Origin of the sequence: Devosia sp. A16 (assembly GCF_001402915.1) — a bacterium.
Lineage (GTDB): Bacteria > Pseudomonadota > Alphaproteobacteria > Rhizobiales > Devosiaceae > Devosia_A.
On the sequence record NZ_CP012945.1, the window covers coordinates 4450340 to 4476613 of the forward strand.

Below are 26274 nucleotides of genomic sequence, written 5' to 3' on the forward strand. Positions count from 1 at the left end.
CTATCGATGTCGCTTTCCATGTACGCGATCACCGTTCCGGTGTTCACGCGCTATCTCAATAACCTCGACGCCATTCTGGTGAAAGCCGAGGTCAACGCCGCCGAGCGCAAGATCAAGCCGGAAGTGCTGGTGTCGTCGCGGCTGGCTCCAGACATGCATCCGCTGGCCTTCCAGGTGCAATCGACCACCGACCGCATCAAGTTCACCCTGGCGCGGTTGACCGGCCGCACGCCGCCGAGCTGGGAAGACAATGAGACGACGCTGGCGGACCTGCGGGCCCGCGTCAAGAAGGCGCTCGAATTCGTCGCGACCTTCTCGGAGGCCGATCTCGCCGGCAGCGAAGGCAAGACGTTGACCCTCAAGGTGCGCGGTGAGGATACTCAGGTGCCGGCGATTGAGCACGTCACGCTCAACGCCGTGCCGCAGATATTCTTCCATATCACCTCGGCCTACGCGATCCTGCGCCACAACGGCGTGCCGATCGGCAAGCGCGACTTCACCGGCGGCTGAGGTCGTGAGTGGGCAGTAGGCAGTCGGCAGTACATCTCTCCCGACTGCCGACTGCCGACTGCAGCGCCTCAGGAGTAGCGCTCTTCCTTCCACGGGTCGGCATGGTTGTGATAGCCGCGAACTTCCCAGAAGCCGCGGTGATCGCGCTCGGCGAACTCGATGCGCTTCAGCCATTTCGGGCTTTTCCAGAAGTAGAGATGCGGCACCACCAGCCGGACCGGGCCGCCATGGTCGCGGCTGAGCGGTTCGTTCTCCCAGCTGTGGGCGATCAGCGCCTGCTCGGAGGCGAAATCCTCGATCGCCATGTTCGTGGTATAGCCGTCGCTGGAGCTGAACAGCACGAAACGCGCCTCCGGCTTCACCCCCACTGCGTCCATCAGCTGGTGGGTCGTCACACCCTTCCAGTGGTTGTCATAGCGCGACCAACTGGTGACGCAGTGGATATCGCTGAGCCTGTCGACCTGCGGCTGCGCCAGCAGGTCGTCGAACGACCAGGTCTGCGGCCGCTCGACGGCACCGGCGATGTCGAGGCGCCAGACCTCGCGGGCGACGTTCGGGGTCTGGCCCAGGTCGAGGATCGGCCAGTTCTTGACCAGATGCTGGCCAGGCGGCAGGCGGGCGTCCTCGGGACGCGACAGTTGCCCGGTCAGGAACTTGCCGAGTTCCGCCCAGCGCGATTTGGTCTTTGTGAGCTTGCTGTCTTCCGGGAGATCGTCGTCGCTGGACATGCTGGCCTCGCTGCTATGCTTCAAAGCTTCGCCGAGCGGTTCGGCAAGTCAATGGACATTCCTGCGTCGGCAGCCTGCCGCCGTTTGCATGTCCGATTATGGTCGGCCTGCCCATTGTGACGCCCTGGGACGGTCCCCATGTGTTCGGTATCGTTCAACATTGGAGCCTGAAGATGCTGAACCCCGAAGACCGCCGCGCCATTGAAGGCCTGTTCGACCGGCTTGCCGATGTCGAGCGCCGCAACCCCGAGCGCGATCCCGAAGCGCAGGAGCTGATCGACCGCGAGATCGTGCGGCAGCCGGGCGCTCCGTATTACATGGCTCAAACCATCCTTGTGCAGCAGCATGCCCTCGAGGTTGCCGAGCGCCGCATCGCCGAGCTGGAGCGCCAAGCCGAGGAGCGTGGCCGCGGCGGTATGTTCGGCGGGCTCTTCGACGACGGCCATGGTCGCCAGAACCGCTATGAGGATAGTCGGCAGGTGCAGCGCAACCGCAATCCGTGGGATCGCCGCGAGGAGCCGGGCGAGGCTCGCGCCCAACGCGGGCAGATGGCGGCTGGCGGCGGGTTTCTCGCCGGAGCGGCACAGACGGCGCTCGGTGTTGCCGGCGGCGTGCTGCTCGGCAGCGCCATCGGCTCGCTGTTCGGTGCCGGCGGAGCCAACGCGGCCGAGAGTTCTGCAAGCGATGGGGCGGCGGCCGATGCCGGTAACGACAATGTCAACGACCAGGATCAGGGCGCCGGCCAGGATGGCGGCGACCATGCCGGAGGCGACTGGGGCGATTTCGGCGGCGGCGACGGTGGTGGGTTCGACATGGGTGGGGATTTCTGACGCAGCCCTTGGGCTTGCCGGGGCGGGGAATCGTTGGGCATGATCACCGCCGATGACAGAGCCGCATGCAGAAATTGACCTATCGAAAGTGGACAAGGCCGAGGGCGCGGATCGCCTCTCGGCCATCCTCATGGCCATCGCCGCAGCCGAGGACCGCGATCGGATCTCCATCGGCGATCTGCTCGAGGCCTTGAAACGTCGGGCGCTCGGCGCCCTGATGTTCATCTTCGCCATCATCACGGCGCTGCCTATGCCGCCCGGCGTGTCGGCGATCGTCGGCGCACCGCTGGTCTTCCTGAGCGCTCAGCTGATGCTGGGGATGAACGCCTGGCTGCCGCGCATCATTACCGATCGCTCGCTGAGCCGGGTCGATTTCCATCGCGTCATGAAGGCCGCCTCGCCCTGGCTGGCGCGGGCGGAAGGCATCATGAGGCCGCGCCTCGAGTTCCTGGCCAAGCCGCCGGCGGTCTATTTCGCCGGCTTCGTCGCCTTCGTAATGGCGCTGCTGGTGCTGCTACCGATCCCCGGCGCCAACATGGCCCCTTCGATCGCCATCTGCATCATCGCGCTGGGGCTGCTCGAACGCGACGGCATCTGGATCGTGCTGGGCGCCTTGGTGGGCATCGTCTCCACGGCGGTGGTCGCCGGGATCTACTGGGTCCTGATCAGCTGGGCGGTCGGCGTCGTGCTCAGCTTCTTTGGGCTGGGGGCACCGCCGCCGGCACCGGCGGTCTAGCGCGAGGGCCTTACCAGTAGGCCAGCGCCGCAAACGGATCGTTGGTGAAAGTCCCGGCCTTACGCTTCTCGTAGAAATTGTTCCCGCCCGCTTCCAGCACGTAGAACATGTTGTTGTACGAGAAGCGGTAGCCGGCGGTGTGGAAGTGCTTCACATCGCGGGACAGCGTCGGGTGGCGGGCGCCGCGCAATACCTGGTCGGCAACGCTGTAGGCCATTGCCGCCGAGCGCTTCTCGGTCATCTTCTTCGACAACACGCCCGGGGCGAACTGGTTCTTCTGGCCCACCACACCGCAAACCGACTGCGGATAGCGCTTGTCGGCCACGCGGTTCATCACCACCGTGCCGACGGCAAGCATGCCCTCTTCGCTCGAGCGATTGGACTCGAAGTACATGGCCCGCGCCAGGCAATCGCGTGAGGAAAGGCCGCCGAGGGAGAAAGTGGCGCAGCCGGCGACGAGACTCAACAGCATCGGCGCCGCGAACAGCAGCTTGAGTGACCCAGCCAATGATGACTCCAGAACGCAGGATACAACTAAGGAGCCGGGCTGACGCCGCCCGTGCTCCCTAGAATGCGCGTACTGAAGTTAAGAGGACGTTGAGGATGTCAGCGCCGACGCGAACCGGATGCCATCAGCAGGCTGACCAGGCAGGCGAGACCTACCATGGCCGCCACTGCCGGCGCAGGATCGCGGCGGACTGCCTTGCCGGCCCTCCAGGCCTGCTTTCCAAGGACTCTCGCCGCCACCGCGCCCTGATGCATGGCGCTATCGGCCATGTCGTGCGCGAACTGGCTGACATCGTGACGGGCCCCGTCGCTGTAGCGCGCCAGGGCCTTGGATAGCTGGCCCGCATCTCGCGCTAGGCCCGCGAATTGCCGACCGAAGCGGTCCTGGGCCTCGTCGGTGAAGTGGGAAAGATCGAAACCGCGGGAATGGGCCATGGCGATGCTCCTCAGTGTGTGAGGCGCTAACGCGGCAGTGGGTTTCAGGGTTCCTGAAACTGGGCGAGGGCAGGGCCACCAGCCGGTAGCTTCATCCTGCCCTCTACTTAAGCCCGATAAACTTGGTCCTGTTTCGTTAACGACAGGTTAACGACTGCCGGCCGGAACCACGGCGCGGCGGTAGAGATGCCAGGTCGCATGGCCGAGCACCGGCACCACGATGGCGAGCCCCACCAGGAGCGGGATAGACCCGAGGACCAGCAGGACGGCGACGATCAGGCCCCAGGCGGCGATCTGCACCGGGTTGCGCATCGTCACGCGGATCGAAGTCTGTACGGCGATCGCCGTTCCGAGGTCGCGATCGAGTAGCAACGGGATCGAGACCACCATGGTGGCCAGCACCGCAGCCGCAAACAGGAAGCCGATAAGGTTGCCCCAGATCATCAGCTGTTGGCCCTGCGGCGTGGTCATCACCTCGTTGATGAAGGCCGTCAGGGTTGGCGGCGAGCCAGGTCCGAAGAAGGATTCATAGATGAACTGCGCCGTCATCAACCAGACGGTGAAGACGATCAGCATCATCACGCCCAGCGCGGCAATGGAGGCGAAAGCAGGGGTCTTGAACACATCGAAGGCCGCGCGCCAGTGCGTGTCGAGCCCTTGCTCCTGTCGCCGGCTCATCTCGTAGATGGGGAGCGCCAGGAACGGACCGACCAGCGCGAAGCCCGAGATCAAGGGAAACAGCAGCGGCCACGAGTTGTTGCCCGAGCTCCACACCGCGAGCATGGCGCCCACCAGGGGGTAGATCAGGCCCAGAAAGGCCAGGTGCGACGGTTTTTGCCAGAAGTCGCGCCAACCTTCGGCCAGCGCGCCGGTGAGATCGTCAAAGCCGATACGGCGAACCTCGGGAACCTCGAGCCGTTCGGCATTGGTGAGCACATGAAAGCCGACCATCTCCATCCTCCTCGAAATGGGGAGCCCAGGACGGTCGCCGCTTGGCGTTATTACGCGCCGGCGGAAACCGCCTCTGCGTCTCAGCCACCATCCTAGACCGGTTTTCCGCTCCTGTCGAAGTAAGCCTTTCGTGTGCGTCGGTGCGGTGGGTTCCGATTTCAAGGACGGTGGCGGGACAAAAAGCCATGCTGCGGCGCCTTGATGCGCCGGTCTCGATGCCCAAATGCGTTGCAATCAATGAGAAAAGGGGATCGTGATGACAGGCAAGGAAGGTGCGAGACTGCACCGGCAGTTCGACAGGATCGGCCGCGCTGTACCGGCTTCGACCGGCTTCCTGGCGTGGATCCGCAAGCCCTCGTCGCGGTTCGTGCGCATCCCGCTGGGCATCCTGCTGATCCTGGGGGGTATCTTCAGCTTCCTGCCGATTCTCGGGGCCTGGATGCTGCCGCTTGGTCTCTTCATTCTGGCACTGGATCTGCCGTTCCTGCAGGGCCCGCTGAACCGCTTGAGCTTCTGGGTGCAGCGGAAATGGACCAACTGGCGGCGGAGCCGCAGGAACAGGCAGGGATAGGGTAGTCGTCGCGGTCTCGGCGTAAACGAAGCCCGAGCCGCTACGGCAGCGCAAGCATCGGCAAGATCAGGCCCCACCGCGTCTCCTGAGGTGATCCGGACGGTTCGAAGCCGAGTTTCTTGTAGACGGCGATCGCCCGCTCGTTCGCCGGGTGAGGATCGGTGCCGATAACGGGAACCCCGCTATCGAAGAGAGCCCTCATCCGAGCCCGGATAAAGGCCGATCCATGCCCGACCCCGATCATCCCGGGGTCGCCGATATACTGATCTATTCCTCGCGCCCCCTGAGGAAGTCCGGCAAAGTGGTGATCTTCCCAACCATGAACGGTGTAGTCCTGCATATATGCGAACGGGCGTCCTGCGGTTGAGACAATCCAGCGCGCCACTCGGGGGTCAGCCAGGTCTTCCGCATCGTATGAGCCGTCGGGATCCCACCACTCGCGGACATGCGGGGTCGCTCGCCACGCGGCAAGCAACGGAAGATCGTCCACCGTCGCCTTGCGGAAACTGTACTGGTCTGCTGCCATCATCCGACTAGCCTAGCACGATCCGTCCGCACCGACGGGAGTTTCGGGGCTTATTCCAGCGTACCCGCTGAAAGTGCTGCCTCCAGCAAGTCGACGGCATGCGCCAGCTTCTCGTCAACGATATGCAGGTAGCGCGTCCAGTCGTCGAGGTGCCCCAACTCTTCGTCGCCGTCCGAGATGCCGCGCAGGGCGATAAGCGGCAGCCCGAAGCGCTGACAGGCACGCAGGACGGCGTAGGTCTCCATGTCGACCATATCGGCGTTGATCCGGTCATAGGCCTTGCCTGATACTACGTTGGCGCCGGTGGAGAGCGTTGCCTTGGCGATGTCAGGCACGAACGGCCCGAGCGGCATGACTGCGGGCTGATCGAGCAGCGGGGTCACCCCGGGCGCGAATCCCAGCGGCGAGGCGTCCATATCGCGATAGTCGACAGAGCTCGCCTGATAGACGCTGGTCTGCTCCAGCTTTGCCGACCCCGCCGAACCGAGTGAGACCACCAGGGCCGGCAGCTTTCCTTCGAGCTCCAGTTTTGCCAGCGCGTGGGTGACGACAATGCCGGCCTCCACCGGTCCGACCCCCGTCATCAATGGCGTGATCCGCGACCTGAGGTGCGGGCCGTACTCGTTGTCGAGCGCCATGACGTAGAGGATGTCGGCCGAGCCGGCTGTGCGAGACGCAAAAGGCATGAGGACTCGTCCGGATGTTCAGGGCGGAGCCCGAGGCGTAAACTCCAGGGGCGGCTCATGCAACGGAGGACATCATGCTTCTGTCCGATCATCGTGCCTACTCCACTATCCCGGCATCCAACCTTGCTCGCGCCAAGGCCTGGTACCGTGACAAGCTCGGCCTCGAACCGGCCCAGGAACTGCCGATCGGCATCGTCTATCGGCTTGCCGACGGCACCGGCTTCCAGCTCTACGAGACGCAGTTCGCCGGCACCGCCCAGAACACCGCCATGGCCTTCAGCTCGCGGGACGTCGCCGCCGATATGCAGATGCTGAGGGAGCGGGGCGTCAAGTTCGAGGAGTACGATTTACCTGGTCTCAAGACCGAGAACGGCATGGCCAGCATGGGCCCTTACCATGGCGCATGGTTCAAGGATTCCGAGGGCAACCTGCTGGCGATCGGCGACGAGCCGAACTGAGTTCTCCTCGCTCCGCATTGACAGCGCGTGCGGCGGACAACAGTCTGCCGCGCCATGACGATTGCACCTTCTCTGGCGGCCGATGCGAAGCCGCGCCTCACCGCCGAACTCGACGCCCGGCGCGACGACCTCATCGCCCTGACGCAGGACCTGATCCGGATTCCGACGGTCAACCCGCCCGGCGAGAACTATCGCGAGATCTGCGATTATCTCGCCCGCCGCTTGAGCAAACGCGGCTATGCCGTTGAATTGATTCGTGCCGAGGGCAAGCCTGGCGACAGCGACAAGTATCCGCGCTGGAACGTCGTGGCGCGCCGCGAAGGCGCCGGGCCGGGGGAGACCGTGCACTTCAACTCGCACCACGATGTGGTGGAGGTGGGCCGCGGCTGGACCTTCGACCCGTTCGGCGGTGAATTGAAGGACGGGCGAATCTACGGCCGCGGCACCTGTGACATGAAGGGCGGGCTGGCGGCATCGATCATCGCCGCCGAGGCGTTCGCCGACATCGTGCCGGACTATCGCGGCGCCATCGAGATCTCGGGCACGGCGGACGAGGAGACCGGTGGTTTCGGCGGCGTCGCCTACCTCGCCGAGCGGGGCTACTTCTCACCCGAGCGGGTGCAGCACGTCATCATCCCTGAACCGCTCAACAAGGATCGCATCTGCCTGGGACACCGCGGCGTCTGGTGGGCCGAGATCGAAACCTTCGGGCGGATCGCTCACGGCTCGATGCCGTTTCTCGGCGACAGCGCCATCCGCCACATGGCCGAAGTGCTGCGCCAGTTCGAGGACGTGCTCTATCCTTCGCTGGCCGGCAAGCGCACCGCCATGCCGGTGGTGCCGCCCGGCGCGCGGCAATCGACCATGAATATCAACTCGATCCATGGCGGGCAGGCCGAGCCGGAGGGTGGTTTCACGGGTTTTCCGGCCCCGGTCGTGGCGCACTCCGCCCGTATCGTCATCGACCGCCGCTACCTGATCGAGGAGAGCCCGGCTGCGGTGCGGCAGGAGGTCATCGATCTGCTCGACAAACTGAAGGCCGAACGGCCGGGCTTCAGCTACGAAATCCGTGATCTCTGGACCATCTCGCCGACCATGACCGAGAAGGAGGCGCCGATAGTCCGCTCGGTCGCGAGGGCGATCGGCGAGGTGATGGGGGTCTCACCGGAGTATGTCGTGTCGCCCGGCACTTACGACCAGAAGCACATCGACCGGATCGGGCGGCTGAAGAACTGTATCGCCTACGGTCCCGGCATCCTCGACCTGGCGCACCAGCCCGACGAGTGGATCGGCGTCGACGACATGCTGGATTCGGCTAAGGTCATGGCTCTGGCGCTGCTTGATTTGCTGGGGCCCCAGTCGTGATCGTGCTGTGCGCACGGCGTCACTCCCGCGAAAGCGGGAACCTCGGTTGCCGCACCCTCAGCGCGCTCCAGAACGGAGGTTCCCGCTTTCGCGGGAATGACCCGGTGAAGGAAGGCATGTACGGTGGCGGCTAACGGAAGAATGTTGTTTCCCGCAAGCTACACGCGACGCGCAAATCGCGCCGCGCAACCGGTTCACCTCGAGCCGGAAGCATCCTAGGATCGTCCAACGACCGCGGGGGTAAGCGGTCGGCAACAGAAGGGATAATCATGCGCAGATCACTGGTCGTGCTGGCTCTGGCCGGCGTATTGGCAATGACCACCGCGATGACGCCGGCCTTGGCCCAGACGCGGACCGACGTGAAGGTCGGCCTCGTGCTGGAACCGCCGAGCCTCGACCCGACTGCCGAAGCAGCCGCCGCTGTCGACGAAGTGGTCTACGCCAACGTCTTCGAAGGACTGACGCGCATCACCGCCGACGGCAGCGTCGTCCCGGCTTTGGCGAAGTCCTGGGAGATTTCCGACGACGGCCTGACCTACACCTTCCATCTGGTCGAAGGCGCCAAGTTCCACGACGGCACCGATTTCAATGCCGATGACGTGAAATTCTCGCTCGACCGCATCAATGCCGAAGGCTCGCTCAACGCCCAGAAGGCGCTCTATGCCTCGATCGCCTCAGTCGAAGTGGTCGATCCCGCGACCGTCAAGGTCACGCTTAAACAGCCCGACGGCAACCTGATCTACAACCTCGCCTGGGGCGATGCGGTGATGGTGGCGCCGGAAAGCGCCGACAACAACAAGACCAACCCGATCGGCACCGGTCCGTTCAGCTTCAAGAACCGTGTTGAAGGCGACAGCATCACGCTCGAGAAGAACCAGGCCTATTGGGGCACTCCGGTGAAGCTCGAAGCGGCGACGTTCAAGTTCATCGCCGATCCGACCGCCGCCTTCGCGGCGCTGCAGGCCGGTGACGTCGATACCTTCCCGAACTTCCCCGCCCCGGAAACCGTGGCGCAGTTCCAGAACGACCCGCGCTTCCGCGTGGTGATCGGCTCGACCGAGGGAGAGACGATCCTGTCGATGAACAACGGCAAGGCGCCTTTGGACAATGTCAAGGTGCGCGAAGCCATCGCTCACGCCATCGATCGCCAGGCGATCATCGACGGCGCGATGTTCGGCTACGGCACGCCGATCGGCACCTTCCTGTCGCCGGCCAACCCCGATTATGTCGACCTCACGGCTCAGTCCAACTACGATCCGGAAAAGTCCAAGGCGCTGCTGGCCGAGGCGGGCGTCACCGACCTGACGCTGTCCTTGAAGCTGCCGCCGGTGGAGGGCTACGCGCGGCGCGGCGGTGAGATCATCGCCAGCCAGCTGGCGGCGGTCGGCATTAAGACCGAGGTCACCAATCTCGAATGGGCGCAGTGGCTCAGCGAGGTGTTCACCGACAAGAACTACGACCTGACCATCATCTCGCACACCGAACCCAACGATATCGGGATCTTTGCGCGTGACGGCTACTACTTCAATTACGACAATGCCGACTTCAAGAAGATCATCGCCGATCTCGCGGTGACGTCGGACCCGGCCAAGCGCTCGGAACTGACCAAGGCCGCCGAGAAGAACCTCGCCGACAACTATGTCGTCGGCTTCCTGTTCGAGCTCGCCAAGGTCGGGGTCGAGAACGCCAAGCTCAAGGGCATGTGGGCCAACGCCCCCACCCAGGCGACCGACCTCACCGGCGTTTCGTGGGAAGAGTGAGTGCTTGGGAGGCGGGCATTGTCCGCCTCCCACTCTGATGCGTTTGATCACCAGTCCCTCCCACACCCGCAATGTCATCCCAGCGAAAGCTGGGACCCAACTCACCGCTTGCTCGGGGGGAGAATTGGGTCCCAGCTTTCGCTGGGATGACATCCGTGGGGGAACGACAATCGTGGCCGACTGCACGAGAGGGGGCGTCTGCTGATGCCCTCGTTCATCCTCGGCCGTCTGGTCTCACTCGTCCTCAGCCTGATCGCCGCCTCGATCGTCATCTTCCTCGTGCTCGAGGTGGTTCCGGGCGATCCGGCGCAGTTCATGCTGGGGCTGAACGCCACGCCCGAGGCCACGGCGGCGCTGCGCACGGCGCTCGGTCTCGATGGACCGCTGCTGGAGCGCTATTTCGGCTGGGTGCTGGGGCTGCTGCACGGCGATTTCGGCATCAGCTACACCTATAAGGTGCCGGTGGCCAAGCTGATCGCCGACCGCATCTGGATCTCGCTGCCACTGGCGCTGTTCGCGCTCGCCCTGTCGACCCTGGTCGCCTTTCCGGTCGGCATCCTTGCCGCCGTTCGACGCAACTCGGCGACCGATGTCGGCATCATGGGCGCGACCCAGGTCGGCCTGGCGCTGCCGAACTTCTGGTTCGCCATGCTGCTGGTGCTGCTGTTCTCGATCACCCTCAGATGGTTCTCGGCTGGGGGCTTTCCCGGCTGGCAGGACCCGGTTCTGGCGCTGAAGGCGCTGACCTTGCCGGCAGTGGCGCTGGCGCTGCCGCAGGCCTCGATCCTCGCCCGCGTCATGCGCTCCTCGCTGCTCGATACGCTGGGTGAGGACTACATCCGTTCGGCCCGGGCCAAGGGCCTGAGCCAGGGGCAGACGCTGTGGCGCCATGCCCTGCGTAACGCGCTGATCCCGGTGCTGACCATCATCGGGCTGCAGTTCTCCTTCCTCCTCGCCGGGGCCATCATCATCGAGAACGTGTTCTTCCTGCCCGGTCTCGGCCGCCTGGTGTTTCAGGGCATCACCTCGCGCGACCTGATCGTGGTCAAGTCGGTGGTGATGCTGCTGGTCTTCGCGGTGATCCTCGTCACCTTCCTCGTCGACATCACTTACGCCCTGGTCGACCCGCGTCTCAGGAGGGCGACCCGATGAGCACCCTTGCCGCGCCGGCTTCGCGCGACAGTCTGCTGAGGGCGGCGCTCCGTTCGCCGAACTTCCTCATCGGGGCGGCGATCACCCTGGTCTTCGTGCTGGCGGCGCTTTTGTCGTTCGTCTGGACGCCCTACGACTATCTGGTGCAGAACATCCCCAACAAGCTCAAGCCGCCTTCGGCCGAGCATTGGTTCGGCACCGACCACTTCGGCCGCGACATCTTCTCGATGATCATGGTGGGCGCCCGCACCTCGATCGCCGTCGCTTTCATCGCGGTGACCGTCGCCATGCTGATCGGTGTGCCGATCGGGCTGTGGGCCGCGGCGCAGCGCGGCACGCTGCTCGACGATGTGCTGATGCGGGCCAACGACCTGGTGTTCGCCTTCCCGGCGCTGCTCATCGCCATCCTGATCACTGCGGTGTTCGGGCCGGGGGCGATCAACGCCATCATTGCCGTCGGGCTCTACAACATGCCGGTCTTCGCCCGTCTGGCGCGCGCCGGAGCGCTGAGCCTGTGGCAGCGCGAGTTCATCATGGCCGCGCGGGTTTCGGGCAAGGGGGCGGCGCGCATCTCGTTCGAGCATATCCTGCCCAATATCCTCAACACCCTGGTGGTGCAGGCGACCATCCAGTTTGCCCTCGGCATCCTCGCCGAAGCCGCTTTGGCTTATGTCGGTCTGGGTGTACAGCCGCCGACCCCAAGCTGGGGCAAGATGCTGGCCGACAGCCAGACCATGATCAGCCTCGCGCCCCATGTGGCGCTGGTGCCCGGCCTCACCATCGTGCTGATGGTGCTGGGGGTGAACCTGCTCGGCGACGGGCTGCGCGATATCTTCGATCCTCGGCTGAGGCGGACCCGCTGATGGCGCTGCTCGACGTCAAGGCCCTGCAGCTGTCGATCGGCAAGTTCCCGATCCTCAAAAATGTCGACCTGTCGGTGGACGCCGGAGAAATCCTCGGCGTCATCGGCGAGAGCGGCTCCGGCAAGTCGATGACGGCGCTCAGCATCATGCAGCTGCTGCCGTTCGGCGCGACGACTTCGGGTTCGATCAAACTCGACGACCGCGAAGTGCTCGGGCTCGGCGATGCCGAGATGCGGAGAATCCGGGGCGGCACCGTCGGCATGGTGTTCCAGGAACCGATGACGGCGCTGAATCCGGTCAAGACCATCGGTGACCAGGTGGCCGAGACGGCCATGGTGCATGGCGGCCTCGGCCGGCGTGAGGCACTGAAGGTGGCGCGTCAGACCCTCGAGCGCGTCGAACTGCCCACCGCGCGCTTCCCGCTCGACCGCTACCCGCATGAACTGAGCGGCGGCCAGCGCCAGCGCGTGGTGATCGCCATGGCCATCGCCATGCGGCCGAAGCTGTTGATCGCCGATGAGCCGACGACTGCGCTGGACGTGACCACGCAGGCCGCGATCCTGAGGCTGCTGCAGAAGCTCGTCGATGAAGACGGCATGGGGCTGATGTTCATCACCCATGATCTCGGAGTGATCGCCGGGCTCGCTGACAAGGTGTCGATCATGCGGCAGGGCGAGGTGGTGGAGGCCGGGCCCACCGTCGAGCTGTTCCGCAATCTGAGGCACCCGTATTCGAAGGCGCTGTTCGATGCCTCGTCGCACGTGCCGCCCCGTATCCCACCCGCGGTCGTGGGCGGTACGCCGGTGCTGGCGGTCGACCAGGTCGTGCGCGAGTATCCGTTGCCGCGGCGCGGGCTGTTCGGCGGGCGCAAGGCGCTGCGCGCCGTCGATGGCGTGACGCTTCGGATCGAGAAGGGGGAGAATGTCGGCCTGGTGGGAGAATCCGGCTGCGGCAAGTCAACGCTGGCTCGCGCCATCATGGCGCTGGAGCCGATACAGGGCGGCCGCATCGCCATCGCCGGGGAGCCGATCGATCCAGGGAAAGGCGCTAGCTTCGCCACCCGCCGCCACCTGCAGGTGGTATTCCAGGACCCCTATGGCAGCTTCAATCCGCGCCATCGGGTAGACCGGCTGGTGAGCGAGCCGTTCCATCTGCTCGGCTCGGCGGCACCGTCGGGCGCGGAACGTAGCAGGCGCATCGCCAGGGCACTGGAGGAGGTCGGGCTTTCGGCCGGCGACGGCGAGAAGTACGTGCACGAGTTCTCGGGCGGCCAGCGGCAGCGCATCGCCATTGCACGCGCCCTGATCATCGAGCCGAGCCTGATCATTCTCGATGAAGCGGTGTCGGCGCTCGACGTGTCGGTGCGGGCACAGGTGCTGGATTTGCTGGCTGAGCTCTCCGACCGCCTGCAACTCAGCTACCTGTTCATCTCGCACGATCTCGCCGTCGTCCGCTCCATCACCGACCGCGTTCTGGTGATGCGGGCCGGCAAGATCGTCGAGGAAGGGGCGACCGAAGAGGTGTTCCGCGCACCGAAGCACCCTTACACACAGGAGTTGCTGGCTGCGACGCCGAACCTCGAAGGCGCGCTTGCCAAGCGCGAGGCCGCGGGCGCATAGCGACCGTCACGGCAGAAACGAGCTTGATATGACCGACCTGGGCCTGTTCTTCGATTCCTCCAAGTGCTTCATCGGCGGCCGCTGGGTCGCGCCGCAAGGCGGCGACTACCTGCCGATCGAGGACCCCTCGACCGGCGAGACCATCGGCCGGATCGCCCGGGGCAACGCGGCCGACGTCGACGCGGCGGTGTCGGCGGCGCAGGTGGCGCTGGCCGGAGAGTGGGGCCGTACACCGGCCGCAGAGCGCGGCCGCATCCTGACCCGCATCGGGCAGAAGGTGCTGGAGCGGGTCGATGACCTGGCACGGATCGAAGCGCTGGATGTCGGCAAGCCGTTGAAGCAGGCCAGGGCCGACGCGCTGGCGCTGGCGCGCTATCTCGAGTTCTATGGCGGCGCCTGCGACAAGATCCATGGCGAAACCATCCCCTATCTCGATGGCTACACCGTCTACACGCTACGCGAACCGCATGGAGTGACGGCACACATAATCCCCTGGAACTACCCGATGCAGATCATCGGGCGCTCAGTGACCGGTGCCCTGGCCATGGGCAATGCGGCGGTGCTGAAGCCGGCCGAGGAAGCCTGCCTCACGGCGATCGCCTTTGCCCGTATTGCCGAGGAGGCCGGGCTGCCGGCCGGAGTGCTGAACGTGGTGCCGGGGTTGGGCGAGGAAGCCGGCGCTGCGCTGACGGCGCATCCAGGCGTCAACCACATCTCGTTCACCGGCTCGGTCGGCGTCGGCAAGCTGATCCAGCACGCTGCCGCCGAGAATGTCGTGCCGGTGACGCTGGAGTTGGGCGGCAAGTCCCCGCAGCTGGTGTTCGAGGACGCCGATCTCGACCGCGCGCTGCCGTTCCTGATCAACGCCGGCATTCAGAACGCCGGTCAGACCTGCTCGGCCAGTTCGCGTATCCTGGTGCACCAGTCGATCCACGACGAAGTGCTGGGTCGGATGGCTGCTCGCTATCGTGCGCTGCGGGTAGGCCCGGCTGTGGCCGACCTCGATCTCGGCCCGCTGGTATCGGAGCGGCAGAAAGAGATTGTCGGCGGGTTTCTGAGCGACCTCGGCGGCGCCGAGATAGCCGGGCAGGGCAGCATCGTTGGCGATGCGCCGCATGGCGGGCACTACCAGGCGCCGACGCTGCTCTCGCGCGTTTCCGCGGACAATCGGCTGGCGCAGGACGAAATCTTCGGGCCGGTGCAGGTGGTGATCCCGTTCGAAGACGAGGCGGAAGCGGTCGCCATCGCCAACGGCACGGATTTCGGCCTCGTCGCCGGCGTCTGGACGCGCGATGGCGGGCGGCAGATGCGCATGGCCAAGGCGATCAGGACCGGCCAGGTGTTCCTGAACAATTATGGCGCTGGCGGTGGCGTCGAGCTGCCCTTCGGTGGCATCGGCAAATCCGGCCATGGGCGCGAAAAGGGTTTCGAGGCGCTGTATGGCTTCTCGGTATTGAAGACAGTGGCCGCATGGCACGGGTGATTTCATGAGACTGCAGGACAAAGTCGCCATCGTTACGGGCGGTGCATCGGGGTTTGGCGCCGGCATCGTGCGGAAGTTCGCCGCCGAGGGTGCAAAGGTACTGATCGCGGATATCAACCTCGAGGGCGCCGAAGCGCTGGCGCGCGAACTTGGCCAGAAGGCGGGCCATGTCGACGTCAGCAAGGACGCGAGCGTCAATCAACTGGCGGCCGCGGTGCTGATGGCCTTCGGCAAGGTCGATATCCTCGTCAACAATGCGGGCGTGTCGCACCTGCCGGCGGCGCTGGACGAGATCTCCGAGGCCGACTTCGACCGGGTGTTCAACGTCAACATGAAGTCGGTCTACCTGACTGCGCGGCACCTGGTGCCGCACTTCAAGGCGCGGAAGACCGGCGTGATCCTCAACGTCGCCTCGACCGCCGCGGTGAGCCCGCGCCCCCGGCTCAGCTGGTACAATGCGTCCAAGGGCTGGATGGTGACGGCCACCAAGTCGATGGCGGTGGAGCTGGCGCCCCTCGGCGTGCGCGTCAACGCGATCAATCCGGTGGCCGGTGAAACGCCGCTGCTCAAGACCTTCATGGGCGAGGACACGCCGGAAATCCGGGCGAAGTTTCTCTCCACCATCCCGCTCGGCCGCTTCTCGACGCCCGAGGACATGGGCAACGCCGCCTGCTTCCTCTGCTCGGACGAAGCCTCGATGATCACCGGCGTGGCGCTGGAGGTGGACGGCGGCCGGGTGATTTAGGCGCCCATTTTTGCCGCGGTGTATCTCTGAGCCGGTGCGCTTGGCGCCCCTCACCCTAACCCTCTCCCCCCGGGGGCGCTCTCGCGCTCCCCTAGGAGGGGCGAGGGGACGCACTTTGCACCGGCAGTGCCACAACGCCCCCTCGCCCCTCTGGGGAGAGGGACGGGGTGAGGGGCGCCAAGCGCACGGTCCTGTCACGTCAACGGAGAAAGCCATTGATTTCCCGCGCCACGGCGGCCGGGGCCTCCCAATGCAGCGAGTGGGCGGCGTTGACGATCCGCTCGTGGGTGAAGCGCGGCACCTTGCCGTGCAGCTCTTCGACAGCACCGGGCGGCGCCAAGAGGTCGAGGTCGCCCGACAGCGCCAGCACTTCGCAGGCCAGGGCCGACAAGTCGACCGCCATGCCGCGATCGATAGCCGCCACCTGACGCGCGAAATCGCCCGGCGACTGGCGGTGCGCGTAAGCGGTGGAGGCCGCCGCTGCCGCGGCGACATTCGCCTCCTCGGCAAAGAACGGGGTCGAGAACAGCCACTGGTAGAGCAGCCGGAACCAGTCGGGCGCCGGTACCGTGAAGTAGAGCCGCGACAGGTCACCGAAGAGGATTCGCGCCTTGGGGCTGATGGTGCCGGCGCCCATGGTCACCAGCCGGCTCACCCGCGCCGGGTGGGTCGCGGCGAGCGCGAGACCGAGAAAGCCGCCCAGCGAGTGGCCGATCACATCGATGCGGTCGATCCCCAGATGGTCGAGCAGGGCCGCGCAATCGGCGACCATCTCTTCGAGCTCGATCGGGCCTTCGACCCGGGTCTGGCCGGAACCGCGATTGTCGATGAGAATCAGCTGCCGCCCGGGGAGCAGCGGCAGCAGCGGTCCCCAACTGGCGCCATCGCTGGCCGTGCCGGCGATCAGCAGCAGCGGTCGGCCGGAGCCGACGATTTCGTAATGCACGCTGGCGGCGCCGTTCTGAAACTGCGGCATGAGGGGATCCCGGAAGCAATTGCCCGATGGCGGCGTGGACATGCGCCGCGGCAGGTATATGTTTTGACCGATTGGACAAAATGGCGTTGCGAGCATGGCACAGGATGCGCTCGGAAATGAAGTGAGCCGCGCCAGCACGGCGACACTTGATGGGATCGACGACTTCGTCACGGGCTTTCTCGGCTACGAGAAAAAGGCCGCCAACATCATTGCCGCGGCGGATGGCGAGCCGGACGCGGTGCTGGCCAACACCTATGCCGGCTTCACCTGGATGTTCCTCGAGGCCGACGGCGCCAAGACGGCAGCCGGCACGTATCTGGCGCGGGCCCAGGCCGCTGCCGCCGGAGCGAACGAGCGCGAGCGCATGCTGCTCGCGCAGCTCGAACGCTGGATCGCCGACGATATCCCCGCCGTGCAGGCGATCGGCGACGAGATCGTGGCGCGCTATCCGCGCGACCTCGCCTCGGTGAAACTGCACCAGTATTTCAGCTTCAACCGCGGCGATGCCGCCGGCATGCTGCGCATCGCCAGGGCAGCAGAAGCGGCGAACGTCGATAGCCCGCATATCCACGGCATGCTCGCCTTCGGCTATGAGCAACTGCACGACCTCGAAACCGCCGAGCGCGAAGCGCGGCTGGCGCTGAAGCTCAAGACCAAGGAGCCTTGGGCGCAGCATGCGCTGGCGCATGTGATGCTCGGCACCGGCCGGGTTGCGGAGGGTGTGGAGTTTCTCACCGAGGCGCAGCAGACCTGGGTCGATCTCAACTCTTTCATGTACACCCACAACTGGTGGCACAAGGCGCTGTTCCACATCAGCCAGGGCGACCATGCCGCTGTGTTCGACGCTTACGACAACCATGTCTGGGGCATCGAGCCGGACTACTCGCAGGACCAGGTGGGTGCGGTGTCGCTGCTCGCCCGCATGGAGGTGGCCGGCATGGATGTCGGCAACCGCTGGGAGGATGTGGCGCGTCACATGCAGGGCAGGGGGCGCGACACGATCCAGCCGTTCCTGACGCTGCAATATCTCTACGGACTGGCGCGGGCCGAGCGGGCCGAGGCCGACGAACTGCTGCGCGCGGTCGAGGAGAAGGCCGCGACCTCCACGGCATTCGACAGCGTGGTGTGGCAGGACGTGGCGTTGCCGGCGGCGCGCGGCGTGCTCGCGCACGCGAGGGGTGACTACGGCGCGGCGGCGAAGTGGCTTGCGCTCGCCAACCCGCGGATGAGCGAGATCGGCGGCAGCCATGCCCAACGGGACCTGTTCGGGCAATTGCTGCTCGATGCGCACCTGAAGCTCTGCAACTGGGCGATCGCGCGGCAGATGCTGGAAATGCGCCGGACGTGGGATCCGGACGGCGTGCCGGTCAACCAGGCGCTGGCGCTGGTGAACGAACGGCTGGGAAGCCCGGCCTGACCTTGTTCGCTACGACCACGGACTCATTCCCGCAAAGCGGGAGCCTCGGTTTTTCTGCTCCCGCCCATCGCAAACGGAGTTTCCCGCTTTCGCGGGAATGACCCGGTGATGGGGGTGGGCTAGGGTGCCGTAACTTCGAATCCCTAAAGGAGCCCGGATGCAACCCGGACCGCGTAACCTGATCACCGACGTCGCCGGCCTGCGCGTCGGCAATGCCGAAGACCACAAGATCAAGACCGGCACCACCGTGCTGGTGGCCGACAAGCCGTTCCGCGCCTCGGTCGACGTGATGGGCGGCTCGCCCGGCTCGCGCGAGACCGAACTGCTGGCGCCCGACAAGCTGGTCGAGGAGATCGACGCGCTGGTGCTTTCGGGCGGCTCGGCCTTCGGGCTCGATGCGGCGTCCGGGGTCAGCGACGGGTTGCGCAAGCTTGGCCGCGGCTTCCGCGTCGAGAAGGCCACGGTGCCGATCGTCCCCGGCGCCATCATCTTCGACCTGCTCAACAACGGCGACAAGGACTGGGACGAGAACCCCTATCGCGCCCTCGGCGCCAGGGCGCTGGCCAATGCCGGCGAGAGTTTCGCACTGGGAACTGCAGGTGCTGGGGTGGGCGCGCTGACGGCAAACCTCAAGGGCGGGCTGGGCTCGGCCTCGCTGGTGATCCCCGGCGGCTTCACCGTCGGCGCGCTGGTGGTGGCGAACCCCACCGGCAGCGTCACCATGGGCGACAGCAAGCATTTCTGGGCGGCGCCGTTCGAGGCAGGTGACGAGTTTGGCGGCTTCGGCCCGCTGCCGGGGGCGATGCCGTTCGCCCAGACCGCGCGTTCGAAACGCGACTGGGTGACGCCGATCTCCAACACCACCATCGCCATCGTCGCAACCGACGCCGACCTCAGCAAGGCTCAGCTCAAGCGCCTCGCCGTAGCGGCGCAGGACGGCATCGCCCGCGGCGCCAGCCCGGCTCACACGCAGGTGGACGGCGACCTGGTCTTTTCGGTGTCGACCGGTGCAAGGCCGATCGAGACGCCCGTGTTGAACGTCCTGCAACTCGGGCACGCCGCTGCCGTGTGCCTCAGTAGAGCCATGGCGCGCGCTATCTATTCCGCAAGCGCCGCCGACAATGATGTGGTACCGACATGGCGGGAGCGCTGGAGTTAACGATCGGCGCTTGGGGGTAGTCGATCATGAAGTACTTCGTTCTTGCGCTGATCTTGTCGGCGATAGTGGCGCCTGCGACCGGGGCAGAAACGCCAAAGCAACATTGCGAGCGTGTCATTGCCGAGGCCGAGAAAGGGCCCAAGCAGATGCTGGCGGCGGGAAGTCTCTACCAGCGCGGGAGCTGGGAAGGCGTCAAATGCGTGCGGGTGGACTACGCCCGCGCGTTCGAGTTGTACGTCAAGGCGGGCGACCGCGCCTCGGCGCTCGGTCTGCTCAAGGAGCTCGAGCGCAAGGCCAACTCAGGCATGGAGAGTGCGCGGATTGCGCTGCGCCGCCTCGAAGCCCGCGGTTACATCTGGGTGGACATAGAGGAGGTGCGCTGAGTCACGGGGTTACGCCGCCGGCGTCGCCTTCACGTGGTAGCAGAAATTGCACATGCCATCGCCGTTCATGCAGGTCTTGGTCCGCTCGAGCTTCAATCCGAGTTCGTCGGCCATGGCGAAATCGCCGTTGCAGATCAGCAGTTCGCCCAGGTCGCGGGCACCGATCTGCTCCATGAACTCGGCATAGTCGCAATGGGTGACCTGGTTGCGCAACAGCGCGTCGGTCTGCTCCAGCGTTTCGAACTCGTAGCGCACGCCTTCGCCGAAGCCGGCGAACTCGGCGGCAAGGGTGGGGATATCGAGCAGCGCGCCGCGTTGCGCAACGATGGCGCGATTGGCCTTGTCGAGTGCCGCCCGGACCAGCGCATGCGCCTGTTCCTTGCCGAGCGCCGCCTCCATGGCGCGGACCAGCGGAATCTGGGCTCGAACCTCGGTGGTGATGCGCTCGAATGGGGTCATCTGTGGTCTCCGGCTGCAGGCGATGATGGCAGGATCGATCGCGCCGGGAAACCCCATCCGGCCTGATGCGTTGCCACTGTACAGTGATGGAGGACGCCATGAACGCGCAGAACAGAGCAACCGCCATGCTTCCCGCCCACAATGTCGAGCGGGCCGTGGCCTGGTACCGGGACAAACTCGGGATCGTCCCGGCCAAACAGGATGAATACGGCGCCAACTACGACCTGAGCGGCGTGCGCGCCTATCTCTACAAATCCGATTTCGCCGGGACCGCCGAGCACACGCTGCTGTCGTTCGACACCGCCGACCTCGACGCCGATATGCGGGACATGCGCAGCAAGGGCGTGGTGTTCCTCGACTACGACCTGCCGGAGTTGAAGACCGAGAATGGCGTCGCCAGCTTCGGCCCGGTGAAGAACGCCTGGGCCAAGGATTCCGAAGGCAACATTCTCGGCTTCGTTCAGGGCATGTAGGCTATTTCGAGCAGCGGAATACCGTGTTCGGCTTTGCGTCGCCCACCGCGATGCGGATACCTTCGCCTGATGGACCGAAGATCGGCGTCAGCTTCAGCGTCTGCTTGTTGCAGGTCGCGCTGAACGTGCCGTCCTTGTTGTCGCTGAAGGCGATGTCGCAGCTCTTCCCGCCGGCGGAATAGCTGGTGGCCGAAACCACCGTAAGGCCTGTCTTGTCGGTGCAGTCGAGCGCCGCCCAACTGCCGATCAGCGGCCGAGCCCCCGGCGGCAGCTTTGCAGTCGAAGCGGGCGTGGCGGGCGTCTTGCCGGTTGCCGGCGTCTTGGCCGGTGTAACGGCCGCTGCCGGTGCTTCAGCCGAGGGGGCCTTGGGTGTATTGCCGCTGTCGCAAGCGGCCAGCAGTGGAAGAACGAGGAGCAAGGAGAGCGGCAAAAGGCGCATCGGCGAATCCGGTGTCGTTGCTATTGTCATGGCATGGGTGCGCTGTCATTGCGGCGCGATTGTGCAGCGGAGCGAGCAACTTTGGCCAAGCCGCAGATCTTTGTGGATGCCGATGCCTGTCCGGTCAAGGACGAGGTGGTGCGCGTCGCCGGCCGACACGGCGTACTGACGACGTTCGTCGCCAATTTCGGGCTCAGGCCATCACGCGATCCCCTGGTGCGCAATGTCATGGTGCCGCAGGGCGCCGATGCTGCCGACGACTGGATCGTCGAACATGCCGAAGCCAACGACCTGGTGGTAACCTCCGATATCCCGCTCGCGGGCCGGGCGCTGAAGAAGGGCGCCGTGGTGCTCGGCCCGACCGGCAAGCCCTTCACCGAGCAGTCGATCGGCATGGCGCTGGCGATGCGCGAGCTGAACCAGCATCTGCGCGAGACCGGCGAGAGCAAGGGTTACAATGCCGGCTTTACGGCGCGGGATCGCTCCACCTTCCTGCACGCCTTCGATGCGGCTGTGCAGCGCGCCAAGCGGGCAGGGTGAGATATCGGCGGGGGCGCAGCCCGAGATCCGGCTCCGCCGGGCCTTCCCGACCGCCGAGATGGAAGTTTTCCAAAGTGCCTGAAGCTTAGGCTGTACGCCCTTGAAACAGGCAGAAAATTGCGCTTGAAACGGGCACCGTTCTTCTGCCTGGGTATCCACTTGAGCCGTCTTCTCGATTTCATCCACCGGCACGAGCCGCGCGGCCAGACCTTGGCGCACCTCAAGTCCGGCACCGGCGCCGTGGCGGCGATGACGCTGGTCGGGGCGCTGGCGGCCTGGACCGGCCTGCCCATGCTCCTGGCGCCGTTCGGCGCTACCGCAGTTCTGCTGTTCGGGCAGGCCGAGAGTGCGCTGGCCCAGCCGGCCAACATCTTTGGCGGCTACCTGGTGGCAGCGGCGATCAGCGTGGCAATCTTCGCCGTGGCGCCGTCGGCCTGGTGGGTGGCGACCATCGCGGTGGGCCTGGTGATCGCCGCCATGCTGCTGCTGCGCGTCACCCACCCGCCGGCGGGCGCGGTACCGCTGGTGGCATTCTCCACCCATATGCCGATGGGTACGCTGTTCCTCGTGGTCGTCGCGGGCGCCGCCTGCCTCGTCGGCGTGGCGGTCATCCACCATCAGTTGCCGCCGCGCGTGACCTATCCGCGCCGCCCGACTCGACCGGGCTGAACGGCCTCGACGACCGACAACCCGGTTTCGATGATCATCTCGATTTCGTCGCGCACCTTGTCGAGCACGAGGTTGATGGCTGCGACGGCCTGAGCCGGATCGGCGGCGACGATCGCGTCGGCGAGGTCGCGATGCGGCGGGAACGAGTCGAGACCGAAATCGTCCCGGCCGAACGGCGATTCGCTGGAGCGTTCCAGCGCCTCGTCCAGCTTGTGCAGGATCTCGCCGAACATCGGGTTGCCCGACGCTTCGTAAATGGCGCCATGGAAGGCCGCGTCGGCCTTGTGCCAGTTGCGACGCGCCGCCACCTCGACCAGCAGCACGTCGCATAGGCGCGAAATCTCGGCCCGTTGCGCCTCGGTGGCGTTGATCGTGGCCTTGCGCACCACCTCGTTTTCCAGCGCCCGGCGGACTTCGACGAGGCGGAGCAGGGCCTCGCCCTCGAAGCGGATCATCGTCGGGGCGAGCCCGCGCGAGGTGCGCACCTTGGCGGCGAGATAGGTCCCGTCGCCGCGCCGGCGGCGAATGATGCCGAGCCCCTCCCAGCGGTTGAGCGCTTCGCGGATGGTGGAGCGGCCGACGCCCAGGGTCGTCGCCAGCGAGACTTCCGGCGGCAGGCGGTCGCCGACATTCAGCCCAGCCCGCTCGATCATCTCGGCAAGTGCGTCCAGCACGGCGACGCCGCGCGTCCGCGTCTCCAGCGGTTCGAGGTAGCTCAGTACTCCGTCCTGCGCCACACCTGTTCCTCCCGGCCAACATGGCCGTGCCGGCACCACCATCACAGTTTGGTGGTCTTGTCAGCCGTGCTGACGTGCCGGCGCCCTGTTGCCCTCTAGATCCAGCATCTCGGTCAAGGCGCCGATGAGAATGTCCATCTGCGCCCTGGAGTTATAGCCCTGCACCGAAACCCGGACGATGTGATGGTCCTGCCACTTGAACACCGGAATCTCGATCGAATAGCGCGCCATCAATTCCTTGGCGAACTCGGCCGGCTCCATTTCGGGAACCGGCATCGCCACCATCTGCGGCGCACAGAATTCCGGCGTGCTGAGCGGTGCGAGCCCGGTCAAGGCCTGCAGCCGCCGCGCCGTTTCCTGTGCCAGCTCGCGGCAATCGGCAGCCACGCGGGTCCAGTCATGGTCCTCGCGGAACTTGATCGCCGACGGCACGCTGAGCCAGGCCGCGGGGTCACGGGTACCCTGCATCTCCAGTTCATCGATGAACGGTGAGTTGCCGAACGCGCCCTTGGCGTCGGGCAGTTTGGAATCGGCAGTCCAGCCGTGGCTGATCACCAGCGGGTTGATCAGCCCCTGCAACTCCGGCCGGACATAGAGAAAGGCCGAGCCCTTGGGCGTCATCAACCATTTGTGGCAGTTGCCCGCGTAGAAATCGACGCCCATGGCATCGAGGTTGAGCGGGATGTGGCCTGGCGTGTGGGCGCCGTCGATCACGGTCCAGATGCCGCGCTTGCGCGCCTCGGCGATCGGCCTCTCGATCGGGAACACCAACGCCGTGGGCGAGGTGATGTGGCTGAGGAACAGCACCTTGGTGCGCTCGTTCATCGCCTCGACCAGCGTGTCGGTGAACGCCGCCTCGGAGACCAGCGGCATCGGCACCTTGACGGTGACGATCTTGGCGCCGGTGCGGCGCGCCACATAGGTCCAGGTCTTTTCCAGCGCCGAATATTCGTGGTCGGTCGTCAGGATCTCGTCGCCGGGTTTGAGGTCCAGGGACTGGGCGACGATGTTGAGCCCCTCGGTGGCGTTGACCAGCCCGACGATGTTCTCCGAGGTCGTGCCGAGGAACGCCGACAACGCCACGCGCGGCACCTTGGTGCGCTCGCTGAGGTCGCGGCCGAGGAACGCCACCGGCTGGCGCTCGAGTTCGAGCTGCCAGGCCTGGTAGGTCTCGAACACCGGGCGCGGGCAGGCGCCGAAAGAGCCATGGTTCAGGAAGACGACATCGTCCCGGAGCAGGAAGTGTCGCGCGAGATTGGAGGACAAGTCAGCGGCCTTTCAGTGTGGGATCGAGTGCATCGCGCAGGCCGTCGCCGAACAGCGTCGTGGCGAGCACGGTAATGGCGAGTGCGGCCGTGGGGAACACGGCCATGTGCCAGTAGAAGAACATGAAGTTGATGCCGACATTGATCATCTGGCCCCAACTCGGCGTCGGCGGGGCAACGCCGATGCCGAGGAAGCTGAGGCTGGCTTCGAGCATCATGGCGCCGGGCACCGACAGCACGAACCCGACGATGATCGGCGACAGCGAGTTGGGAATGACGTGGCGGCGCAGAATGTACCAGGGCGAGGCACCCAGCGCCTGCGACGCCCGCACGAACTCCTTCTCGCGGAACGACTTCACTTGCGCCCGGACCAGCAGGCACACGCCGAACCAGCCGAACAGCGAAGCGACCACGATGATGGTGAAGAAGCCGCCGCCGGCCAGCGCGCCCAGCAGCATGGCCGCCAGCAGCGGCGGCACCACCGAGAAGATTTCGATGACGCGCATGATGAACCAGTCGACCTTGCCGCCGAAATAGCCGGCGATGGCGCCGATCGGGATGCCGATCAGCAGGCTGCAGGTCGCGGCCGCAAACCCGATCAGCAGCGACACCCGTGCCCCATAGACGATGCGGGTGAAGAAGTCGCGGCCGAGGTCATCGACGCCGAACCAGAACTCGGCAGAGGGGAAGGCGAGCGACTGCGTCAGATAGAGCTGTGCGTCCGGCGCGCTCTTGGTGAACAGCGGCGCAAAGATCGCCGCGAGGATGATGATCCCGAGCACGATGCCGCCGATTACCGCCGCCTTGTTGGCGGCGAAGCGCCGCCAGGCAAAATAGGCCGGACTGCGTTGGGTATGCGCCGGCGGGACGGCCAGCGCCCCGGTTTCGATCTCGGTGGTCATTGCGCGTCATCTCCAAGGCGGATGCGCGGATTGAGCCACGCGTAGACGAGGTCGGAAATCAGGTAGGCGAAGCAGATGCCGATGGTGAACATCAGCACCAGTGCCATCTCGAGCGGGTAGTCGCGGTTGGTGATCGACGACACGAAGTAGCTGCCCAGCCCCGGGATGCGGAACATCGCCTCGACGAAGATCGAGCCGGTGGCCGTGCCCATGAACATCGGCAGGAACACCGTGACCATCGGGATGGCCGAGTTGCGTAAGACGTGCTGGAAAATGATCCTGGTTTCGCTCAGCCCCTTGGCCCGCAGTGCCGTCACGAACGGCCGGTTGAGCGTGTCGAGCATGGCCGAACGCGTATAGCGGGCGTAGGTCGCGAGCGGGATCGCGGCGTAGGCGGCGATGGGCAGGATCCATCGCTCGGGTTTGCCCCAGCCGCTGGCGGGCAACCAGTTGAGCCAGACCGCAAAGATCAGGATCAGCAGCATCGAGATGACGAAGACCGGGATGGTGAGGCCGAGCACCGACAGGGTCGAAGCCAGGTAATCGATCCAGCTGTTGCGCTTGAGCGCCGCGGCCATGCCGATCAGGATGCCCAGCGCCGCGCCGATGATGACGCCCGAGCCGCCAAGGATCAGGCTGGGCAGCCACGCCTGTTGCAACAGGCTGATCACCGTTTCGCCCGGCGACTGATAGGGGACGCCCCAGTTCCCCTGCAGCACGCCGGCCATGTAGTTGACGTACTGCACCCAGAGCGGCTTATCGAGGCCCAGCCGGGCATTGAGCGCGGCCTTCACCGCCTCGGACAGCGGCATGTCCTTTTCGGTGAACGGGCCGCCCGGCACCGCGTGCATCATCAGGAAGATGACCAGCGAAACGATGAAGAAGGTCACTGCGACCGAGAGCAGGCGCTTGATGAGATAGACGATCATG

General features: G+C 65.6%; 31 protein-coding genes. 18 read left to right on the forward strand and 13 right to left on the reverse strand.

The window, feature by feature from the left end; genetic code table 11:
- The first annotated feature begins 6 nt into the window (after positions 1-6).
- The gene (locus tag APS40_RS21360; RefSeq protein ID WP_055048959.1) at positions 7-510 is read left to right on the forward strand and encodes a DUF1993 domain-containing protein; all 504 of its coding nucleotides are present in this window, start codon (positions 7-9) and stop codon (positions 508-510) included.
- 68 nt (positions 511-578) lie between these two features.
- On the opposite strand, the gene APS40_RS21365 is transcribed toward APS40_RS21360, so the two are convergent.
- Entirely contained in the window at positions 579-1238 is a 660-nt protein-coding gene (locus APS40_RS21365) for a sulfite oxidase-like oxidoreductase (RefSeq protein WP_055049774.1), read from the reverse strand.
- 173 nt (positions 1239-1411) lie between these two features.
- Here APS40_RS21365 and APS40_RS21370 point away from each other — a divergent pair, with 173 nt between their 5' ends.
- Positions 1412-2068: a DUF2076 domain-containing protein gene (locus tag APS40_RS21370; protein ID WP_055048960.1), complete on the forward strand. Its 657-nt coding sequence runs from the start codon at positions 1412-1414 to the stop codon at positions 2066-2068.
- 52 nt (positions 2069-2120) lie between these two features.
- A complete protein-coding gene (locus APS40_RS21375) occupies positions 2121-2804 on the forward strand; it encodes an exopolysaccharide biosynthesis protein (RefSeq protein WP_055048961.1) in 684 nt (227 codons plus the stop codon).
- 10 nt (positions 2805-2814) lie between these two features.
- Here APS40_RS21375 and APS40_RS21380 read toward each other — a convergent pair whose 3' ends face one another.
- The 3 genes from APS40_RS21380 to APS40_RS21390 form a co-directional block, all read right to left on the reverse strand.
- Complete coding sequence (locus APS40_RS21380) at positions 2815-3312, reverse strand: cell wall hydrolase (protein WP_236884152.1); 498 nt, start codon at positions 3310-3312, stop codon at positions 2815-2817.
- Between the two features lie 98 nt (positions 3313-3410).
- Positions 3411-3746, reverse strand: coding sequence for a hypothetical protein (locus APS40_RS21385; RefSeq protein ID WP_055048962.1), 336 nt, complete (start codon positions 3744-3746; stop codon positions 3411-3413).
- Positions 3747-3893: 147 nt separating this feature from the next.
- Positions 3894-4697, reverse strand: coding sequence for a DUF2189 domain-containing protein (locus APS40_RS21390; protein ID WP_055048963.1), 804 nt, complete (start codon positions 4695-4697; stop codon positions 3894-3896).
- A 256-nt stretch (positions 4698-4953) separates the two neighbouring features.
- Here APS40_RS21390 and APS40_RS21395 point away from each other — a divergent pair, with 256 nt between their 5' ends.
- Positions 4954-5268 (forward strand): hypothetical protein, encoded by a 315-nt coding sequence (locus APS40_RS21395; protein ID WP_055048964.1) that lies wholly within the window; start codon positions 4954-4956, stop codon positions 5266-5268.
- Between the two features lie 40 nt (positions 5269-5308).
- Here APS40_RS21395 and APS40_RS21400 read toward each other — a convergent pair whose 3' ends face one another.
- The gene (locus APS40_RS21400) at positions 5309-5797 is read right to left on the reverse strand and encodes a GNAT family N-acetyltransferase (RefSeq protein ID WP_055048965.1); all 489 of its coding nucleotides are present in this window, start codon (positions 5795-5797) and stop codon (positions 5309-5311) included.
- Positions 5798-5844: 47 nt separating this feature from the next.
- Positions 5845-6480: a 5'-methylthioadenosine/S-adenosylhomocysteine nucleosidase gene (locus tag APS40_RS21405; RefSeq protein ID WP_055048966.1), complete on the reverse strand. Its 636-nt coding sequence runs from the start codon at positions 6478-6480 to the stop codon at positions 5845-5847.
- Positions 6481-6554: 74 nt separating this feature from the next.
- Between APS40_RS21405 and APS40_RS21410 the strand changes: the two genes are divergently transcribed.
- The 8 genes from APS40_RS21410 (at position 6555) to APS40_RS21445 (ending at position 15925) form a co-directional block, all read left to right on the forward strand.
- Positions 6555-6938 (forward strand): VOC family protein, encoded by a 384-nt coding sequence (locus tag APS40_RS21410; protein ID WP_055048967.1) that lies wholly within the window; start codon positions 6555-6557, stop codon positions 6936-6938.
- Between the two features lie 54 nt (positions 6939-6992).
- The gene (locus APS40_RS21415; RefSeq protein ID WP_055048968.1) at positions 6993-8303 is read left to right on the forward strand and encodes an acetylornithine deacetylase/succinyl-diaminopimelate desuccinylase family protein; all 1311 of its coding nucleotides are present in this window, start codon (positions 6993-6995) and stop codon (positions 8301-8303) included.
- Positions 8304-8572: 269 nt separating this feature from the next.
- Complete coding sequence (locus tag APS40_RS21420; RefSeq protein ID WP_055048969.1) at positions 8573-10063, forward strand: ABC transporter substrate-binding protein; 1491 nt, start codon at positions 8573-8575, stop codon at positions 10061-10063.
- A gap of 204 nt (positions 10064-10267) precedes the next feature.
- Complete coding sequence (locus tag APS40_RS21425; RefSeq protein ID WP_055048970.1) at positions 10268-11215, forward strand: ABC transporter permease; 948 nt, start codon at positions 10268-10270, stop codon at positions 11213-11215.
- A complete protein-coding gene (locus tag APS40_RS21430; protein WP_055048971.1) occupies positions 11212-12078 on the forward strand; it encodes an ABC transporter permease in 867 nt (288 codons plus the stop codon). The genes APS40_RS21425 and APS40_RS21430 overlap by 4 nt, the downstream gene beginning before the upstream one ends.
- Positions 12078-13697: an ABC transporter ATP-binding protein gene (locus tag APS40_RS21435; protein ID WP_055048972.1), complete on the forward strand. Its 1620-nt coding sequence runs from the start codon at positions 12078-12080 to the stop codon at positions 13695-13697. Before APS40_RS21430 ends, APS40_RS21435 begins: the two co-directional genes overlap by 1 nt.
- A gap of 28 nt (positions 13698-13725) precedes the next feature.
- Positions 13726-15180: an aldehyde dehydrogenase family protein gene (locus tag APS40_RS21440; protein ID WP_055048973.1), complete on the forward strand. Its 1455-nt coding sequence runs from the start codon at positions 13726-13728 to the stop codon at positions 15178-15180.
- 4 nt (positions 15181-15184) lie between these two features.
- A complete protein-coding gene (locus APS40_RS21445) occupies positions 15185-15925 on the forward strand; it encodes an SDR family oxidoreductase (RefSeq protein WP_055048974.1) in 741 nt (246 codons plus the stop codon).
- Between the two features lie 199 nt (positions 15926-16124).
- On the opposite strand, the gene APS40_RS21450 is transcribed toward APS40_RS21445, so the two are convergent.
- Positions 16125-16901 (reverse strand): alpha/beta fold hydrolase, encoded by a 777-nt coding sequence (locus APS40_RS21450; RefSeq protein WP_055048975.1) that lies wholly within the window; start codon positions 16899-16901, stop codon positions 16125-16127.
- A 121-nt stretch (positions 16902-17022) separates the two neighbouring features.
- Here APS40_RS21450 and APS40_RS21455 point away from each other — a divergent pair, with 121 nt between their 5' ends.
- The 3 genes from APS40_RS21455 to APS40_RS21465 all read left to right on the forward strand — a co-directional run bounded on the left by APS40_RS21455 (position 17023) and on the right by APS40_RS21465 (position 19860).
- Complete coding sequence (locus APS40_RS21455; protein WP_197279381.1) at positions 17023-18318, forward strand: tetratricopeptide repeat protein; 1296 nt, start codon at positions 17023-17025, stop codon at positions 18316-18318.
- Positions 18319-18475: 157 nt separating this feature from the next.
- Positions 18476-19477, forward strand: a complete 1002-nt coding sequence (locus tag APS40_RS21460) for a P1 family peptidase (protein ID WP_055048977.1) — start codon at positions 18476-18478, stop codon at positions 19475-19477.
- 26 nt (positions 19478-19503) lie between these two features.
- Positions 19504-19860 carry a hypothetical protein gene (locus APS40_RS21465; protein ID WP_055048978.1) on the forward strand — a complete coding sequence of 119 codons (357 nt, stop codon included), beginning with the start codon at positions 19504-19506 and terminating at the stop codon, positions 19858-19860.
- 9 nt (positions 19861-19869) lie between these two features.
- Here the strand turns inward: APS40_RS21465 and APS40_RS21470 are convergent, their stop codons facing one another.
- Entirely contained in the window at positions 19870-20319 is a 450-nt protein-coding gene (locus APS40_RS21470; protein WP_055048979.1) for an L-2-amino-thiazoline-4-carboxylic acid hydrolase, read from the reverse strand.
- Between the two features lie 98 nt (positions 20320-20417).
- Here APS40_RS21470 and APS40_RS21475 point away from each other — a divergent pair, with 98 nt between their 5' ends.
- Entirely contained in the window at positions 20418-20792 is a 375-nt protein-coding gene (locus tag APS40_RS21475; protein ID WP_156343034.1) for a VOC family protein, read from the forward strand.
- Between the two features lies 1 nt (position 20793).
- Here the strand turns inward: APS40_RS21475 and APS40_RS25240 are convergent, their stop codons facing one another.
- Positions 20794-21231 (reverse strand): hypothetical protein, encoded by a 438-nt coding sequence (locus tag APS40_RS25240; RefSeq protein WP_055048981.1) that lies wholly within the window; start codon positions 21229-21231, stop codon positions 20794-20796.
- An 81-nt stretch (positions 21232-21312) separates the two neighbouring features.
- On the opposite strand from APS40_RS25240, the gene APS40_RS21485 reads away from it, so the two are divergent.
- Both APS40_RS21485 and APS40_RS21490 read left to right on the forward strand, forming a co-directional pair.
- Positions 21313-21771 carry a YaiI/YqxD family protein gene (locus APS40_RS21485; protein WP_197279382.1) on the forward strand — a complete coding sequence of 153 codons (459 nt, stop codon included), beginning with the start codon at positions 21313-21315 and terminating at the stop codon, positions 21769-21771.
- 159 nt (positions 21772-21930) lie between these two features.
- Positions 21931-22440 carry an HPP family protein gene (locus tag APS40_RS21490; protein WP_055048983.1) on the forward strand — a complete coding sequence of 170 codons (510 nt, stop codon included), beginning with the start codon at positions 21931-21933 and terminating at the stop codon, positions 22438-22440.
- Here the strand turns inward: APS40_RS21490 and APS40_RS21495 are convergent.
- The 4 genes from APS40_RS21495 to APS40_RS21510 are packed head-to-tail and all read right to left on the reverse strand — an operon-like array spanning position 22410 to position 26273.
- The gene (locus APS40_RS21495; RefSeq protein WP_055048984.1) at positions 22410-23177 is read right to left on the reverse strand and encodes a FadR/GntR family transcriptional regulator; all 768 of its coding nucleotides are present in this window, start codon (positions 23175-23177) and stop codon (positions 22410-22412) included. The genes APS40_RS21490 and APS40_RS21495 overlap by 31 nt on opposite strands.
- Positions 23178-23237: 60 nt before the next feature.
- The gene (locus APS40_RS21500) at positions 23238-24443 is read right to left on the reverse strand and encodes an aminotransferase class V-fold PLP-dependent enzyme (RefSeq protein WP_055048985.1); all 1206 of its coding nucleotides are present in this window, start codon (positions 24441-24443) and stop codon (positions 23238-23240) included.
- Between the two features lies 1 nt (position 24444).
- Positions 24445-25344, reverse strand: a complete 900-nt coding sequence (locus APS40_RS21505; protein ID WP_055048986.1) for an ABC transporter permease — start codon at positions 25342-25344, stop codon at positions 24445-24447.
- On the reverse strand, positions 25341-26273 hold the full coding sequence (locus APS40_RS21510; protein WP_055048987.1) for an ABC transporter permease: 933 nt from the start codon (positions 26271-26273) through the stop codon (positions 25341-25343). Before APS40_RS21510 ends, APS40_RS21505 begins: the two co-directional genes overlap by 4 nt.
- Between the last annotated feature and the right edge of the window lies 1 nt (position 26274).

Excerpts from the sequence above, each read along its gene's own strand:
- APS40_RS21360 (WP_055048959.1), top strand. The coding sequence starts at position 7 with ATGTCGCTTTCCATGTACGCGATCACCGTTCCGGTGTTCACGCGCTAT.
- APS40_RS21365 (WP_055049774.1), bottom strand. The coding sequence starts at position 1,238 with ATGTCCAGCGACGACGATCTCCCGGAAGACAGCAAGCTCACAAAGACC.
- APS40_RS21370 (WP_055048960.1), top strand. The coding sequence starts at position 1,412 with ATGCTGAACCCCGAAGACCGCCGCGCCATTGAAGGCCTGTTCGACCGG.
- APS40_RS21375 (WP_055048961.1), top strand. The coding sequence starts at position 2,121 with ATGACAGAGCCGCATGCAGAAATTGACCTATCGAAAGTGGACAAGGCC.
- APS40_RS21385 (WP_055048962.1), bottom strand. The coding sequence starts at position 3,746 with ATGGCCCATTCCCGCGGTTTCGATCTTTCCCACTTCACCGACGAGGCC.
- APS40_RS21390 (WP_055048963.1), bottom strand. The coding sequence starts at position 4,697 with ATGGTCGGCTTTCATGTGCTCACCAATGCCGAACGGCTCGAGGTTCCC.
- APS40_RS21395 (WP_055048964.1), top strand. The coding sequence starts at position 4,954 with ATGACAGGCAAGGAAGGTGCGAGACTGCACCGGCAGTTCGACAGGATC.
- APS40_RS21400 (WP_055048965.1), bottom strand. The coding sequence starts at position 5,797 with ATGATGGCAGCAGACCAGTACAGTTTCCGCAAGGCGACGGTGGACGAT.
- APS40_RS21405 (WP_055048966.1), bottom strand. The coding sequence starts at position 6,480 with ATGCCTTTTGCGTCTCGCACAGCCGGCTCGGCCGACATCCTCTACGTC.
- APS40_RS21410 (WP_055048967.1), top strand. The coding sequence starts at position 6,555 with ATGCTTCTGTCCGATCATCGTGCCTACTCCACTATCCCGGCATCCAAC.
- APS40_RS21415 (WP_055048968.1), top strand. The coding sequence starts at position 6,993 with ATGACGATTGCACCTTCTCTGGCGGCCGATGCGAAGCCGCGCCTCACC.
- APS40_RS21420 (WP_055048969.1), top strand. The coding sequence starts at position 8,573 with ATGCGCAGATCACTGGTCGTGCTGGCTCTGGCCGGCGTATTGGCAATG.
- APS40_RS21425 (WP_055048970.1), top strand. The coding sequence starts at position 10,268 with ATGCCCTCGTTCATCCTCGGCCGTCTGGTCTCACTCGTCCTCAGCCTG.
- APS40_RS21430 (WP_055048971.1), top strand. The coding sequence starts at position 11,212 with ATGAGCACCCTTGCCGCGCCGGCTTCGCGCGACAGTCTGCTGAGGGCG.
- APS40_RS21435 (WP_055048972.1), top strand. The coding sequence starts at position 12,078 with ATGGCGCTGCTCGACGTCAAGGCCCTGCAGCTGTCGATCGGCAAGTTC.
- APS40_RS21440 (WP_055048973.1), top strand. The coding sequence starts at position 13,726 with ATGACCGACCTGGGCCTGTTCTTCGATTCCTCCAAGTGCTTCATCGGC.
- APS40_RS21445 (WP_055048974.1), top strand. The coding sequence starts at position 15,185 with ATGAGACTGCAGGACAAAGTCGCCATCGTTACGGGCGGTGCATCGGGG.
- APS40_RS21450 (WP_055048975.1), bottom strand. The coding sequence starts at position 16,901 with ATGCCGCAGTTTCAGAACGGCGCCGCCAGCGTGCATTACGAAATCGTC.
- APS40_RS21460 (WP_055048977.1), top strand. The coding sequence starts at position 18,476 with ATGCAACCCGGACCGCGTAACCTGATCACCGACGTCGCCGGCCTGCGC.
- APS40_RS21465 (WP_055048978.1), top strand. The coding sequence starts at position 19,504 with ATGAAGTACTTCGTTCTTGCGCTGATCTTGTCGGCGATAGTGGCGCCT.
- APS40_RS21470 (WP_055048979.1), bottom strand. The coding sequence starts at position 20,319 with ATGACCCCATTCGAGCGCATCACCACCGAGGTTCGAGCCCAGATTCCG.
- APS40_RS21475 (WP_156343034.1), top strand. The coding sequence starts at position 20,418 with ATGAACGCGCAGAACAGAGCAACCGCCATGCTTCCCGCCCACAATGTC.
- APS40_RS25240 (WP_055048981.1), bottom strand. The coding sequence starts at position 21,231 with ATGCGCCTTTTGCCGCTCTCCTTGCTCCTCGTTCTTCCACTGCTGGCC.
- APS40_RS21505 (WP_055048986.1), bottom strand. The coding sequence starts at position 25,344 with ATGACCACCGAGATCGAAACCGGGGCGCTGGCCGTCCCGCCGGCGCAT.
- APS40_RS21510 (WP_055048987.1), bottom strand. The coding sequence starts at position 26,273 with ATGATCGTCTATCTCATCAAGCGCCTGCTCTCGGTCGCAGTGACCTTC.